Source organism: Vibrio genomosp. F10 str. ZF-129 (assembly GCF_000287055.2).
Taxonomy (GTDB): Bacteria; Pseudomonadota; Gammaproteobacteria; order Enterobacterales; family Vibrionaceae; genus Vibrio.
The window spans coordinates 41,070-55,492 of sequence record NZ_AJYQ02000018.1 but is presented as its reverse complement, the minus strand read 5'-3'; the positions used below and the strand labels follow the sequence as shown (position 1 = coordinate 55,492).

Sequence of the window (14,423 nt, the reverse complement as noted above, 5' to 3'; positions counted from 1 at the left end):
ATCTTCTCTATATTTTGTATCGAAATATTTGTCTCACCAATGCTTTTATCATTTAAATAAGCTTTTATCACTCACAATAAGAGGCCGAATACGACTTATAGGTAAAGTAAAAGACATAAAAATCGAGTGAACGCTTCACTTTGTAGGGTTATCACTGGCTGCACCCTTTATGATAACCCTACTTATTCTCATTTAAAATCTATAGTACTTGGTTAGCGTCACTCCATAATCACTCGTAGCAGAACGACATCGGAAAATCTTCGCTTACCCGCATATGGGATCTCGTGTGTTGACAACCCATTTACGTCATCCTTATTTCAATTTATGGATTCTAGTGCTCAACTTAAACGCTTACGTTGATCTTTTTACACAATAGACTTACCATTAATCGTCTTTTAACGATTAATGCAGTAAAATATCCACATGAATAAAGTTTGCCTCACAACTGGTGGCTGTGTTCTACCAATCGAACATGGTGATGCTGAAGCTGAAACACAAATGGCAGCTTTGGCTAAAGCGCTTGCTCACCCGGCAAGAGTTCGTATATTGAGTATCCTTTCCACGTTAGAAAAATCGGGCGGCTGTTTGAACAGTGACTTGGTTAGCGAATTGGGTTTGGCTCAATCAACCGTATCAGAGCATTTAAGAATACTGAAGACCTCAGGCTTCATCACCGCTGAATCGATACCACCGAAGATGTGCTACCGCATTAATCGAGATAATATTCAACAATTTGAGACGCTGATCGACACCATTTTAAAATAGATTTATCGCGCTTAGTTTGTCGAATACCGAATAAACTAAGCGTATTTTTTTGCTTTCAAATATCGTTTTTCGACGATTAACGATATCAACCAAAGAGACAATATCATGAAACCAAAATTAGGTTTTCTAGATCGCTACTTAACGCTGTGGATCTTTATCGCGATGGGTCTTGGTGTACTGCTTGGCACCCTGTTCCCACAAATCGAACAATGGAACGAATCTATGTCGGTTGGCACGACCAACATTCCATTAGCAATCGGCCTTATCTTAATGATGTATCCACCTTTGGCTAAGGTTAACTACAACCTGCTAGGCACCGTGGTAAAAGATAAGAAAGCCATCAAACTATCTCTGATCATGAACTGGCTTGTTGGCCCGATTCTGATGTTTGTATTGGCGCTAACATTCTTAGGCGATCACCCAGGTTATATGGTCGGTGTCATTCTGATTGGTCTTGCTCGCTGTGTGGCGATGGTTCTGGTTTGGAACGATATCGGTGGCGGTAACAAAGAGTACGGCGCAGCATTGGTTGCTCTAAACAGTGCATTCCAAGTGGTGAGCTACAGCTTTATGGCTTGGTTGTTCATCAGCGTTCTTCCACCAGTATTTGGCTACGAAGGTATGTTGGTTGATATCTCGATGATCGACATTGCACACAGTGTACTTATCTACCTAGGTATCCCATTCCTAGCCGGTTTTTTAAGCCGTAAGATCCTTGTGTCGATGAAAGGCGAGCAATGGTACAACGATGTGTTCATTCCACGCATCTCTCCCATCACACTGATGGCACTACTGGCCACCATCGTTCTGATGTTCAGCTTAAAAGGCGAGATGATTGTTGAGTTGCCAATGGACGTATTGTTGATTGCGGTTCCACTGACTATTTACTTCACAGCGATGTTCTTCATCAGTTTTTTCATTGGTAAGAAGATAGGGATTGAATACGATAAGAACGCGTCCATTGCATTCACCGCGACAGGTAACAACTTCGAGCTAGCCATTGCAGTTGCTATCTCAGTATTCGGTATCAACTCTGACCAAGCGTTTGCGGGTGTTATCGGTCCGCTGATTGAAGTGCCTGTGTTGATTTACCTCGTGAACGTGGCGCTTAAGATGAAAGACAAGTACTACAACGGCCAAACCGTTAAATCTAGCATCGAGTAAAACATACCTTATGCCGTGGCCAAGGTAACGCCTGCATCATCAATGTTGGTTACATCCAATATTCTAAAATGATGATTGGAGTCACTTTGCTCATGGCCATTGGTCAGGTCAGGTCAGGTCAGGTCAGGTCAGGTCATTGTAACAACACTAGATATCGATACCCATGCGATTTATTTACATCAAGCCCACCCCGTTAGATTAAAAATAGCGGCTCTTTTTAAAGAAAAACATCCATTCCAGTTATTTTGCAACAATTACCAACCTCACAAATACTTTCAGTTCCTACGTGATATCTGCCGCATACGATGACAGATAATGTCATTTTTGCCGCTCAATACGTGTCTAACTGCTAACTTATTTTTAGGTGAATATTTATCGAATTAGATAGCACCTCGCTCGTAATTAACGTGTAACAAAACAGACAAATACAATAAAGATAAAGGGACATTTATGTTTAGGATGAACAAGCTAGCGGCTATTCTTGCGTGTATTGCGCTAAGTGGGCACTTGTATGCAGCAGAACCATACGATTCCACAAAGTCATATTCTGGCGGTACACAAGTGACGGTAGATGGACAAACGTATGAAGCGAAATGGTGGGTCAACGCAGGGCAAAGCCCAACAGACAACTATGCCAATGAATGGGATTCTCCATGGAAGCAGATTGGTGGCGCTACGCCTACACCGGATCCAGACCCTACTCCTGACCCAGATCCAACACCCGACCCAACGCCAGATCCTACACCTGAGCCTGAACCTACACCAGATCCTGAGCCTACACCCGATCCAAGCCCAGAACCGAACCCAACACCTGGGGTTGGTGTCTGTGCTGAGTTTAATGTGTACCCGAATTGGACCAAAGGCGATCATGCTTCAGCCGGTGATATCATGGTCAATGAGAACATTGCTTATGAAGCAAACTGGTGGACAACCTCGACACCTGGTAGCGATGGCAGTTGGGCGCTACACGTAAACTGTGACAATACCCCTCCAGGAAGCGCGCCATTACTGTCACTACCTAACCCAATGGATCCGGTAAGACTAGAAGTAAACGGCTGGCCAAATCATTTTGTTGCTGCTAGCCCTGCGACTTTTGGTGCGCCAGAAACGTTGGCGATCAACACTATCAGCAGCCAAGACATTGCTGATACCACGCTGTTAACGAATGCCTTCATTGCGCTCATTAATACCGTAGAACTTGCCGGTACAACCTCTATCGTACTGAGTGGAGAAGTGCTTGATGCCGCTGCAGCAGACAAAGGACAAGCAATAGGAGCCGTAGCAGTAAAAATGGCATTGAACGCCGCCCTTGATACAACCGGCGGTCAAATTGATATTGCGGATATAAACGCACTGACTGACGATGTTCAAGGTTGGGCCCAAGCTCATCACCTTGTCGTTTCCACTCTTGCCCCGCAAGCTACGTTCGGGTGGTCTTTAAGCATTGGTGACTTTGCTTATAATACGCATTCAGGCAAACGAGCCGTTTGGAATGCAGCCGCATCTTCAACATCTGATCTATTGTCGACCTTTGAGCTTTACAAAACCGCATCAACAACCAAAGCCGACTTTATCGCGTTTCATAAATCGAGCTCATCGCCAGCTTTAACCGATGAGCAATGGCATTACGCATTGGAATACGTGAAACAAGTGAGCGACTATACACAAGCACCGGCTCTACTTTCCTCTATTCCTACAGCTCAAGCAGCTGACTACTTTATGGGCAACACCTCAGGAGAAAGTCATATTCGTAAAGCAGCGAGCAGTAATGTGTTTGCTATTTTATTTGACACGGAAACCGCGGATTTATCCGATAAAATTGCTCGCTACCAACAAGCGACCGTGCCGCTGTATTACGTTGGTGAAAGCGTAACGAATGGCCCGTTAACTCGACTTGCTTCGCTAAATGCTGATTTGGAAGGTGCTGAGTCAGCAATGAATAATCAAGCCTTCCTATTTGAAACGCCACAATCACAGTGGATTCCTTCTACCGTGTATAAATGGGCCGACTTTTTAGCAGGCTTAAACTCAATGCACAATGTCGGTGTCGCTGGTAATACCTTCTGGTTACTCGACGATGCGGCCGATGAAGCAACCAACGCAATTTACGCTAAGGTGGCGATTGCGGCCTTCTTGTCTCAAAGTATGCAAGAAACCATTCGCTATAACGCTTGTGATGAAAATAACTGGTCGGAAGTAAGATACGGCGCGCCTGTAAACTACCCAATGACGGCAAGTTGTGGGCAACTGGATCAAAAATACGCCGATTATGGTATGGATCCCATCACTGGCGTTGACCATCCGTATTCTTGTCCTCGAGATCCTAAGATGGAAGTCAGCGCTATGACTAACGCCAAATGGTATGGCGCCCCTGCTCCTATCTTTGCTGCGCCAGACTCTGTACTTAAAGAGCAAGGTTTATTGGTTAACGGTAACGTAGGTCGTTGGACTAACGATGGGCACTGTATGGATGTACCGACCGTAATCGACACATCAAAACAAGTGTGGGAACGTGAAGACTGTAAAGTGTATGAAGACCAAAAAGCTGGGAAGTTCATTTGGGATGGGACCGATACTAACGGAACGGTAGAAGGTTGTGGCTGGTGGGGCCGTGGTGTCATTCAGACTACCGGACGCCAGAACTTTGGTACCTTGAATCACTTCATGGGCCGTTCGCATGTTGACCCAGAAACCATTGGTACCACAGTCAACGGAGTCACGGTAGAAGCACCACCAGAAAATCCACTCTATGCCGATCTCGATTTCTGTTCTAATCCAGGGCTTATTTGTAGCTCGGAAGAAAACCGAGAAATCAAATGGATTGCAGGTCTGTTCTACTGGGTAACATCGGTACAGGCTTATAACGACGAGGGTGGCACTTACGCTGGCTGGAATTACCACACCGAACTTAAAAACTACGTTGATGGTGGTCTACAAGGTACCGCATTTATTGATGCGGTATCAGGTATTGTTAACCGCGGTTGCCCCGACAGTACCTGCCCTGTCAGTGGTGAAGTTCATGCCATTAAAGAGCGCCAAGATAACTTTAAACTTGTATTGCAAACCCTTGGGCTAAACCCTCAATAATTGCAGAAACACAATATTAGAAACGCCTATTAAAACAGTAGTCGAATACAAATAGGTCGTATCAATCACAGAAAACACTGGCTCCCCAAACGGGAGCCATTTTCTTTTAGCGGTCTAGATATTTATCTTTATAGCTTTCTAGTTTCTTACAAATCCGTCGCTATGCCATAATGTCACTGGTTTCAGTAGCGTGAAGATCAGATATCAACTCTAACTAAGTGACCTAATTCACCGTACCACTACAAGAGTCAGTTTTGAGGCTCACAAAGCGTGATATGTTTTTTATTGACGAGTTTATAAGAATTCGTTTATTCATAATAAAACAACCATACCTGTAGTAAACTTACTTAAGTATTGTATACTTTATAGGCTACTTCAAGGTATGGTTGTTTTTATTTCAACGTATGCTTTCGTAAAATCAACATATGGTTGTTTTTACAAATCCCTTATCGATTCATAACTCACTCTTTACCGAATACGTTGTTCTCTTGCTCTTGTACACGGATGAACGTGGTACGCTTCGTTAGCTCTTTAAGCTTTGCTGCGCCTACGTATGTACACGTTGAACGTACGCCACCAAGGATGTCATTGATAGTGTCGTTTACGTCACCACGGTAAGGTAACAGTACGGTTTTTCCTTCAGCTGCACGGTAGTTCGCAACACCGCCAGAGTGCTTCGCCATAGCCGACTGAGAAGACATTCCGTAGAACTTCATGAACGTTTTACCGTCTTTTTCAATCAATTCACCGCCAGACTGTTCGTGGCCAGCTAACATACCACCAAGCATCACGAAATCGGCGCCGCCACCGAATGCTTTAGCCACATCGCCAGCACATGCACAGCCACCATCGCCAATGATCATACCGCCTAAACCGTGGGCTGCGTCAGCACACTCGATGATGGCTGATAATTGCGGGTAGCCAACACCAGTTTTAACACGCGTAGTACAAACAGAGCCTGGGCCAATGCCGACTTTAACAATGTCTGCGCCCGCTAGGATAAGCTCTTCACACATATCACCCGTAACAACGTTACCCGCAGAGATAGTCTTTGTTGGGAATTCAGCACGCACGCGCTCTACATACTCGACTAAGTGCTCTGAGTAACCGTTTGCGATATCAATACAAATAAACTCTAGGTCTTCGCTTAATGCTAAGATCTCTTTTGTCTTTTCAAATTCACGGTCAGAGGTGCCTGTAGAAACAAACACTTTATTTAGTGTTTCTTTATCAGCACCTTTTACAAACTCAGCCCATTGCTCAACGCTGTAGTGTTTGTGCATTGCCGTCATTACGCCGTGCTTAGCCAGCTCGGTTGCCATGTCGAAACTGCCCACTGAATCCATATTGGCAGCAATAACAGGAGTGCCCGACCATTGACGACCGCTATGCTTGAATGTAAACTCGCGGGTTAAATTTACTTGAGAACGACTTTTTAGTGTTGAACGCTTAGGGCGAAACAGTACATCTTTAAAGCCTAACTTAAGTTCTTGTTCGATACGCATTGTGTAAATTCCTTGATTTGTGAATACATGTTCCAGTGGGCGTCTAGCTTGCTTAACTTGGTACAGTCATCACAAAGCATAGTGCGTTGGTAACTCGTTGGCAGACGGTTTACCTTTCTTCGGACACAAAAAAACCGGAGCGTTGGCAGACGCTCCGGTTTTCAGCATTATAGGCTGCGATTTTTTTCCTGCAAGTCTGATAAATCAATTTTTTTTGTGTTACCTTATGTAGGAAAGCACCCACACAAATCAGACCCCTCACCCATCTTCTTTATGTTGTTTAATTTCAATGACTTACATTAAAATCAACCCAACTAATGTTGGTTTTTTGTACCTGTTTTTTCAACCATCTAACGATTCCATACGTTCCTCAGGTTCATTCCGTGAAGTAACGCACTCTTTCCCTGTCTGTTTTTTCATCGAATTTGTTTATCTATCAGTCAATCACGCGGGTTATTACACGCATAATTTTCCTTTTGCTCTATATCTGCACTTAGGATCTTCCCCTAGGTGCGCGTATTGCAATGTCGGATGGTTTATATTGCGATAGCCATCCATCAGTCAAAAACGTCTACTCGACGTCGTTTAATGTCATCACTTGTTACTTGCCATTTCGCGCTTCCAGAGAGGCTAAGGCTTCTGTCGTAGCATCTTGAATAGACAAAAACATCGACTTTATTTGACCTGTCGGAGAACGCATGGGGTTGAGCGTGACGTTTTGGTACATAAACGGAGACTGCTGAGTAACAGGGCGAACATTTCGGCAGTGAAACAGATAAGGCCGCTGTTGCCAGGTAATAAAGCTTCGGCAACCAAGATCGTACACAGGCTTGGTTTTTAGACGAAACCACTCTTCGGGTATTTCAGGAAACAGCTCAAACAGTGATTTTCCGATGGCATCGTGACCTTGAGTACCACTATGATGCGTCATAAAGCCGTTCCAAACTTGAACATTATAATCGCGATCAATAACAATGAGCCCCATATCGACGTTTTGCACCATGTCCACCATCCAGTGGAATTGTTCAAACTCTGCAGGAAGATTCAACATTAAAAGTCCTCCATTAGGTAGGCTAATTTATTGTCCAGTAACGGCAAGGATTCATCCACAAACATAAACAGGAGATCACAACGAATAGACGTGCCATCAATGCTATAACTGACTTCAAAGGTCATGGTTTTGGTAAACGAGCCGCTGGTCGAGTTGATGACCGAATCAATAGAGATATGCTGGCCAAGTAACACCGGAGAGCTTTGAAAGAAACGAACTTCTGACTGCTCACCTAACCCGTTAAGAAATGAACCCACCAATATATTAGAGACATCCATCAATAACTCTAACTCTTCGAGCTCTTCACTGTCGGCGGGAACTTTCATCAGCTTTTTCAGGTCTTCAACGCTGGAGTCACTGAGCAAAACCAAGGCTTCACCTGCAATACCTTCACCACTAAACCCCTGGCACACACCAGACACTTGATCATTGTCAGCGAGATCGCGAAGTGCCATATGAAGCTCACTCAGCTCAAGTATATTGACATTAGGGAGTGGTAAGTGGACAAACACATCGAAATGTCGCGCCAACGCATCAGCCGCTCGGCCAATAGAGACGTTAGCCACTTCCATGTAGATGTCTCGGCGACGTAAAATCGGCAGTTCAAGAGAAACTGGCGTTATAATTTGAGGCTGGACACGAGGGGCGACCAGTGTTTTTAACGTGTCATTAAGCAGCTTTTTATCGATCGGTTTTTGAATGAAGTCTTTCGCACCAAAAGCCATCACTCGCTCTTTGGCTTTGGGCTGAATATCACCCGAAACAACGACAACTGGAATGTCGTAACCGCGCTTTTGTATTTCTTCTAATGTACCGAAGCCATCTAACTCAGGCATGGTGAGATCGAGAAACATCAGCTTATATTCATTCTGCTCAAGCTTTTCTAGAGCATCCAGCCCATGAACGGCAAAAGTAATATCAGCATTAAGTGATGCAGGGAGAGAACGAGCCATCTGTTTTCGAGCCAAAGCAGAATCATCACAGATGAGAACGGGGTAAGACATGCGTTCACCTACTAGTTATAACCATCATTTAATTAGAGTGTAACAGATAGTTACCGCATTGCGGCCCGAATAGCCATATTTCGTTCTTTTCGTTGATTAAACTATCAACTTGGTACAAAAAATACTCACTAAAACCGGTGTATTCAATCAAGATGTTAAAATAGACGCTATAAAAAAGCATCCTACACTGAGGATGCTTTTCTGAATAATAGAAGGGTTTAGGGGGGCGTTATCGAGCCATTCTAATCAAGGACTTTCCGACAAGCCATTCGATTTCTCGACCGCTTGCTTCACCAAAATGCTCTTCTGTTACTTTATACAAACGAGTTATGCCATAATCAGCAAATTCGTGAGCACGCTCAACGGTCACTATATGATGGAAAAGCAGTCTTAAAATGGCAAGAAACTCTTTGTTATTTAAAGCCGAAATCCAGCTCTCTGAAAACAGAGATAGGTCGCCTGTGAAATCAAGGTGCTCGACAAAAATTTTAAAGATTCGACCATCGAGTGCGGCGGTAAAGTCGGTTTTTTTAGGGAAATGGTGGCTAATACCTGTGCGAGATACTCCAGTTTGCTGGCTTAACGTGGTGTACGACATATTGTCATAACCGAGTGTTAATAACTGGTCGACAACTGCATCCATAATTTTTTGGATGGTAATTTCAGTATCTTCTTTGCTACGCTTTGGCATGGTTAGAATCTTCTCTCTGTTAACTACTTAACTCAGCCTTGAGCTTAAGTAGGTTCAGCTATAAATATCGGATCGTTGCAGGTCGCATCGCCCAAATGGCTCATCAGAATCAAACCAACGTTAACGTTAGGTATAGAAACGATCAAATAGTATTGATATGCATTGCCAACAACTCATTGACCGGAATGATGTTACATATCCAAGCAATAGACAACTCAGGGTTAAAGGTTCTTGTGTATTTTTGCTGTTAGCTTACGTATTTATTCGACCGGGTTCACACTTTTTGGGGCCATTGTTCTCTATTTTAAGATTATACGCGTCATAAAACAGTATAGCATTCGGTTTCTTAATTGCTAAAGTCCATTCTTTTTTTGTGGATAGAGATCAAATTGATAGGTAGTATGTCGTGAGTTTATTTAGGAGAATATGTGATGAGCATTGATAAATTCAATAATGAAGTATGTGAAGCTTGCGGCAGTGCGGGTGAGATTGGTTTCATCATTAAGGAAGGAGATGATGTTTCCGAAGTCACTATCTATTCCAACGATCCCTCTCAACTTAAAGTCGAGCTAGACAAATACCTCGTGCTCGCAAAAGAAGTGTGTGCAAAGGTTGAATATGAAATATCAGATATTACTGACGAATCAAAAGAAGCCGTTGTGCGCTTTCAATTTGAAGTCAGTGCAGAAAAGCTGATTTTTGAATTGAAGACTCGCTCTCTTCGACGCTAACACCTGACTAAATGAGAGCCACCTTACTACTTAGAGGGTGGCTTTCTAATCTTGTTCTATTCATTCCATGTTGATTTCCCCTACTCTGGTCTTAAGCTTTCTTACCCACTTGTCCGAGTAAATATCACAGTTTTTTGGACTCACCATTGAATCGTTGAGCCATCCTAACGATACTGACCATTGAATCCGTTACGCTTGGCCCTTCTGCATGAAAGCTGTTTTCCTTTTCGTACTGCTGTTGTTTTTGTCTCCTATCACCTCTGGTGAGCCACTTGATCATTACCAAATTCTTAATCACTTAGATAACTACGGCAATCTCGATCTGCGCAATAAACCCTATACTTCACTCCCTGATGGCCTTGTAGTGAAAGGGAACCTGAACATTTCCAAAACATCAATCAAAAAGCTGCCAAATGGTTTAGAGATAAATGGGAGCCTTGAAGCCACCAACTGCGAGTTAAGCCGTATTCAGAAAGGAACGGCAATTAGAGGTTATGCGAACTTGCTTGGCTCAAAGCTCACTCGCTGGCCCGGTGGCGTGAAAGTGGGCGGCTACATCAACCTAACCGATACCCTTGTCGCGACCTTGCCGCCTAGGATGAGGGTTAAAGGGGATTTAAGCGTGATAAGAACCCCATTAGAGCAGTTACCTGAAGGGATTGTTGTTGAAGGCAGTTTGTTTATTGGCGGATCCGCTATCACTACATTTCCAGATACGATGACGGTGAATGGCAATATCTACCTTGGGGGCAATACCATCACTCAATGGCCTTCTAATCTTACGCTTGGTGGCGCAGTGGCTCGTTAAAACCAGCTGCTCATTCAACCCCAATAATCATTCAACCCTAATATTCGTTAAACCCTAACCATCAAGTAATACGAGATGAGGGTTATAGTCTGGTGTTTTTTAGGGTAAAGAATAGACAGTTTCATGCTGTCCTTATCGCTGCTGTTGCAACATCGGACAAACCAACTGATACAAAAAGAGATGCGCGATGGCATCTCTTTTAAATTGAGGTTCAGTTTCAATTTAGCTCTGGTTATGCACGGGGTTTGCGTAACTATTAAGCAAGTACTTATGCGCATCGAGAGGCAATTGTTCGAGCTTTTCCTGCAAGATTTTGCGCGTTTCCGGCCCGACATCGGCATCCATGTCTGCAGCTAATGAATTAATTGGAAACAGTTTGTAATTCTCGTGAATTTGACGATCTAACTCTGCGGCAAGTTCATCGGGTGTTTCGTATGATTGAGTGATGACATCACCAAAAGCGACATGAACCTTCCCTTTGTCACCCACAATGCCTTGAATGATACTTTCAATATCTTCAAACTCGCCTTTCTCATACTCACCATGAGTCGCTTTCGCGTAAAGTTCACGGGCTTTAGCAATGTCACATGGATCGTTCTCGTAAGAGATCGAAACTGGCACGATTCGGAGTGATTTAGCGTAGTCGCCAAAACTGATTTTTTGCTTCCTACCTTCAACATGGAACATTTTTAGAATCGCTGGATCGGTGAAATCGTTGCCGTCTTTTGCTCGGCCTTCTTTCTGTGCAATCCAAATCGAATTACCCGAATCCAGAGAATGCTTAATGTACCCCGAAAGAGTGCCAAGCATCTTCATCATTTCACGTGGGCCTTTTGCAGAACGCTTGACGATAAAGCTCTTATTGAGACGCATTAATTCCGTTGCACACGGCTTTTTCAATAAGTTATCACCTATCGCAATTCTTACTGTTTTATGACCACTTTCATTGAGACCATAGTTGACTAACGCCGGATCCATCGCGATATCTCGGTGGTTCGATACGAACAAATAAGACGTCTGTTTATCGAGTTTATCCAAACCGCTGAATGTGACACCCTTTGTTGTCGTCTTGAGTGTATTGACCAGGTACTTCTTCACTTCATTCTGAATGGCTTCAATGCTGTTCAATTTTTTCCATTTAAATTTCAAATACACTTTAACAAATGGGCTCATAACCGCCATAAACCAAGGCGCATGATTGGAAAAACGATGCTGAAGGATCGCACTGATGAATTCTTCATCATGAATTAAACGATCAAGTGCTGCGGGGATTTCTTCGTCATTGTAAGGACGAATATCTAGGTAAGGATCAGTATTTGAAGTCATTAGTTACTACGTAATAAAAAAAAGCTCGCCTATTCTACTCATAGTTACGTTGGTAATCAGCAATAGAGTTCTCAGAACCAAGAAGGTCTGACCAGATATTTGTGATTAGGCTTGCGTTCTATTGGCATTTTTTTCTAGAAAAGGTAATCTTGTCGCCCCAAACACTGAGGCCTAACCCATGCATTACGCGGTTCAACATCACATTGCCCAATACGATTTCTTAACCACGACCCCTCGTAGACAGGTAATCAAGCATCGCCTAATTCGTGTGCTCGAAGGCATGATGCTGGTCCGTTTGGGAAAAAATGAATACGCGGTAAAGCCGGGAGAATCCATTTGGATCCCACTCGATTGCTTAAATAGCCTCACTTTTTTTCCATACAGCCGTGTTCAATCTATCGATTTTTCTTCTCGTTTGGATCTTAAATTCCCAAAGAAATCCGGGCAAATCACACCCGATACGTTGCTCGCTTCGCTATTAGATCAGCTTGCACAAGATGAACGTTCACCAGAAGATGCCTATCAAGTAGCACTATTAACACTGGTTAAGTTTGAAGCAGTCAACCTAGCACCTGCATTAAAACTCGATGGATTTAGCCGTCTTATTTCCTCATGGCAACCACTGGAATCAACAACGTTAGATGCACAAATTCAAATAGCACTGCTCGTTAGAGAAGCGAAAAAACGATCCATGTCAGGGCAAAAAAAGGCACTCATTGTAGAACAGCTTTTCGCTGGAAGTGAGAATGAATGCGATCAAGTGGCGGCTCTCATTTTGGGCCAACCACTGTAACGCGTTCTTAGACCGAGGTGGCACAGAATAGCACTTACTCAGAAGTGAACTCACACAAAAGAGATCTCACTCATAAGGAACTCACTCAGAAAAGTGCTTAACGAGCATCATACTGCTGCAAGGATTTATCATCAGTGTTAGACGATTATTTTTCGCCTCGCTAACTTGCCCCGTAAGCCAATCACACCATGTGCCATCGACTGAAATCTCTACTGTACTTGCTCGCTTCGACTTGTTAAGAACCACAACGCCCTCTTCACCACGGCCAAAGATCAATACATCTTCACTGGCTTCGATTTTTTTCATTGGCTGACCATGCATGCGATTATAAAAGTCAATACGTTTGATAATCCGCAGGTCGTTCCAAATATCTTGCCAACGCGGAGCACCATTGCTGTCTTTAAATTGGCTCGTATCCAGATCACTGTAGATAAGCGGTGCACCACCATCACGCCCTAAGATGTAAGTGTAAGCGAGCCATTCGTTGTCTTCACTCATGACTAAGTTTTCAAACACGTCGTTGTTGGGGATGTCGTGAGTGATAGCAAAGGTGATCGCTCGACGCTTGGATAATGCTTGCCCAAAACAATAAGGATCCACCAACGATTTTAAGCTTCCGTTTGGTTGTAGTGCATCAAATACCGTCTGAAACAGTGGAAAGTCATACGCACCAAGGCGTGTTTCCTTTAAATATGGCTCTAGGAACAGTTCATACTCTTCACGCGTCGCGCCGCCATCGGTGATAATTTCACCGAAGATATGCACATCTTGCGTCATATCTTCGCTCCAAACCTTTTGAAGCTGTTTTAGCGTAATATGTTTCGCCGCATCAATCCGAAACCCTTTTACCCCTAGGTCTTTTAACGCTTGCAAATACTGTCGTTGTAGCTCAATCACACGCTCACTGTCTCTTAACGTAGGTAGCCCAGGATCCGATGGGCCTCCGGTGATACGGCCATTTTGTACTTGCCATTTATCGAACCAATCTTCTATTCCAAATGCTTCGATAAAATCATCTTGTGTAAACAGTGGTTCAGATAAGTCACCAAATAAACGAAGAGATTGATAGTGTTCTGCGTTGTCTTGATAGTGCTTTAAGTCTTTTTTGCTTGGGTATTGTAAATCGTTACGGATAGACGATTCATTTGCCATATGATTAAACACCACATCGACGTACACGTAGATATCGTACTTGGCTAAGCTTTCAAGCATGTCGATGAAATCGTGAGTATTTCCAAGCTGATTGTCGATAACTCGGTAGTCTTGAGGTTGGTATCTCTGCCACCATTTTGTGCCATTAGGTTGCTTTAGTGATTTCATCGGCGGTGAGATCAATACCGACTTATAACCGGCCTTGGCGATGGCTTCAGAGCGCTCTTTTACTAGAGCATATGGCCAATCAAATGCGTGTAAAATAACGTTCGCATAGTTCACGTTTTCCATACGTATTCAATTCCTTAAATGATGAGTGTAAGCGTGCAATAAGCCCATTATAAAG

The 14,423-nt window shown here is 43.5% G+C and carries 12 protein-coding genes; 6 read left to right on the top strand and 6 right to left on the bottom strand.

The window, feature by feature from the left end:
- Window positions 1-423 precede the first annotated feature (423 nt).
- From A1QO_RS02875 to A1QO_RS02865, 3 genes are all read left to right on the top strand, one after another.
- On the top strand, window positions 424-765 hold the full coding sequence (locus A1QO_RS02875) for an ArsR/SmtB family transcription factor (RefSeq protein ID WP_017033503.1): 342 nt from the start codon (window positions 424-426) through the stop codon (window positions 763-765).
- A 105-nt stretch (window positions 766-870) separates the two neighbouring features.
- Window positions 871-1,929, top strand: coding sequence for an ACR3 family arsenite efflux transporter (gene arsB / locus A1QO_RS02870; protein WP_017033502.1), 1,059 nt, complete (start codon window positions 871-873; stop codon window positions 1,927-1,929).
- 450 nt (window positions 1,930-2,379) lie between these two features.
- Window positions 2,380-5,016 (top strand): cellulose-binding domain-containing protein, encoded by a 2,637-nt coding sequence (locus A1QO_RS02865; protein WP_017041342.1) that lies wholly within the window; start codon window positions 2,380-2,382, stop codon window positions 5,014-5,016.
- Window positions 5,017-5,477: 461 nt separating this feature from the next.
- On the opposite strand, the gene A1QO_RS02860 is transcribed toward A1QO_RS02865, so the two are convergent.
- From A1QO_RS02860 to A1QO_RS02845, 4 genes are all read right to left on the bottom strand, one after another.
- Window positions 5,478-6,521: a GMP reductase gene (locus A1QO_RS02860; protein ID WP_017039792.1), complete on the bottom strand. Its 1,044-nt coding sequence runs from the start codon at window positions 6,519-6,521 to the stop codon at window positions 5,478-5,480.
- 601 nt (window positions 6,522-7,122) lie between these two features.
- Complete coding sequence (locus A1QO_RS02855; RefSeq protein WP_017033499.1) at window positions 7,123-7,572, bottom strand: PAS domain-containing protein; 450 nt, start codon at window positions 7,570-7,572, stop codon at window positions 7,123-7,125.
- Window positions 7,572-8,576, bottom strand: coding sequence for a response regulator (locus A1QO_RS02850; protein ID WP_017033498.1), 1,005 nt, complete (start codon window positions 8,574-8,576; stop codon window positions 7,572-7,574). Before A1QO_RS02850 ends, A1QO_RS02855 begins: the two co-directional genes overlap by 1 nt.
- A gap of 229 nt (window positions 8,577-8,805) precedes the next feature.
- Window positions 8,806-9,267 carry a TetR/AcrR family transcriptional regulator gene (locus A1QO_RS02845; RefSeq protein ID WP_017033497.1) on the bottom strand — a complete coding sequence of 154 codons (462 nt, stop codon included), beginning with the start codon at window positions 9,265-9,267 and terminating at the stop codon, window positions 8,806-8,808.
- A gap of 431 nt (window positions 9,268-9,698) precedes the next feature.
- Here A1QO_RS02845 and A1QO_RS02840 point away from each other — a divergent pair, with 431 nt between their 5' ends.
- Both A1QO_RS02840 and A1QO_RS02835 read left to right on the top strand, forming a co-directional pair.
- A complete protein-coding gene (locus tag A1QO_RS02840; protein WP_017033496.1) occupies window positions 9,699-9,998 on the top strand; it encodes a DUF406 family protein in 300 nt (99 codons plus the stop codon).
- A 208-nt stretch (window positions 9,999-10,206) separates the two neighbouring features.
- Window positions 10,207-10,806: a hypothetical protein gene (locus A1QO_RS02835; protein WP_017033495.1), complete on the top strand. Its 600-nt coding sequence runs from the start codon at window positions 10,207-10,209 to the stop codon at window positions 10,804-10,806.
- Window positions 10,807-11,028: 222 nt separating this feature from the next.
- Here A1QO_RS02835 and A1QO_RS02830 read toward each other — a convergent pair whose 3' ends face one another.
- Window positions 11,029-12,132 carry a 1-acyl-sn-glycerol-3-phosphate acyltransferase gene (locus tag A1QO_RS02830; RefSeq protein WP_017033494.1) on the bottom strand — a complete coding sequence of 368 codons (1,104 nt, stop codon included), beginning with the start codon at window positions 12,130-12,132 and terminating at the stop codon, window positions 11,029-11,031.
- Window positions 12,133-12,310: 178 nt separating this feature from the next.
- Between A1QO_RS02830 and A1QO_RS02825 the strand changes: the two genes are divergently transcribed.
- On the top strand, window positions 12,311-12,925 hold the full coding sequence (locus tag A1QO_RS02825; RefSeq protein WP_017039791.1) for a hypothetical protein: 615 nt from the start codon (window positions 12,311-12,313) through the stop codon (window positions 12,923-12,925).
- A gap of 81 nt (window positions 12,926-13,006) precedes the next feature.
- Here the strand turns inward: A1QO_RS02825 and A1QO_RS02820 are convergent, their stop codons facing one another.
- Window positions 13,007-14,368 carry an alpha-amylase family glycosyl hydrolase gene (locus A1QO_RS02820; protein ID WP_017037441.1) on the bottom strand — a complete coding sequence of 454 codons (1,362 nt, stop codon included), beginning with the start codon at window positions 14,366-14,368 and terminating at the stop codon, window positions 13,007-13,009.
- Between the last annotated feature and the right edge of the window lie 55 nt (window positions 14,369-14,423).

Excerpts from the sequence above, each read along its gene's own strand:
- A1QO_RS02875 (WP_017033503.1), top strand. The coding sequence starts at position 424 with ATGAATAAAGTTTGCCTCACAACTGGTGGCTGTGTTCTACCAATCGAA.
- arsB (WP_017033502.1), top strand. The coding sequence starts at position 871 with ATGAAACCAAAATTAGGTTTTCTAGATCGCTACTTAACGCTGTGGATC.
- A1QO_RS02865 (WP_017041342.1), top strand. The coding sequence starts at position 2,380 with ATGTTTAGGATGAACAAGCTAGCGGCTATTCTTGCGTGTATTGCGCTA.
- A1QO_RS02860 (WP_017039792.1), bottom strand. The coding sequence starts at position 6,521 with ATGCGTATCGAACAAGAACTTAAGTTAGGCTTTAAAGATGTACTGTTT.
- A1QO_RS02855 (WP_017033499.1), bottom strand. The coding sequence starts at position 7,572 with ATGTTGAATCTTCCTGCAGAGTTTGAACAATTCCACTGGATGGTGGAC.
- A1QO_RS02850 (WP_017033498.1), bottom strand. The coding sequence starts at position 8,576 with ATGTCTTACCCCGTTCTCATCTGTGATGATTCTGCTTTGGCTCGAAAA.
- A1QO_RS02845 (WP_017033497.1), bottom strand. The coding sequence starts at position 9,267 with ATGCCAAAGCGTAGCAAAGAAGATACTGAAATTACCATCCAAAAAATT.
- A1QO_RS02840 (WP_017033496.1), top strand. The coding sequence starts at position 9,699 with ATGAGCATTGATAAATTCAATAATGAAGTATGTGAAGCTTGCGGCAGT.
- A1QO_RS02835 (WP_017033495.1), top strand. The coding sequence starts at position 10,207 with ATGAAAGCTGTTTTCCTTTTCGTACTGCTGTTGTTTTTGTCTCCTATC.
- A1QO_RS02830 (WP_017033494.1), bottom strand. The coding sequence starts at position 12,132 with ATGACTTCAAATACTGATCCTTACCTAGATATTCGTCCTTACAATGAC.
- A1QO_RS02825 (WP_017039791.1), top strand. The coding sequence starts at position 12,311 with ATGCATTACGCGGTTCAACATCACATTGCCCAATACGATTTCTTAACC.
- A1QO_RS02820 (WP_017037441.1), bottom strand. The coding sequence starts at position 14,368 with ATGGAAAACGTGAACTATGCGAACGTTATTTTACACGCATTTGATTGG.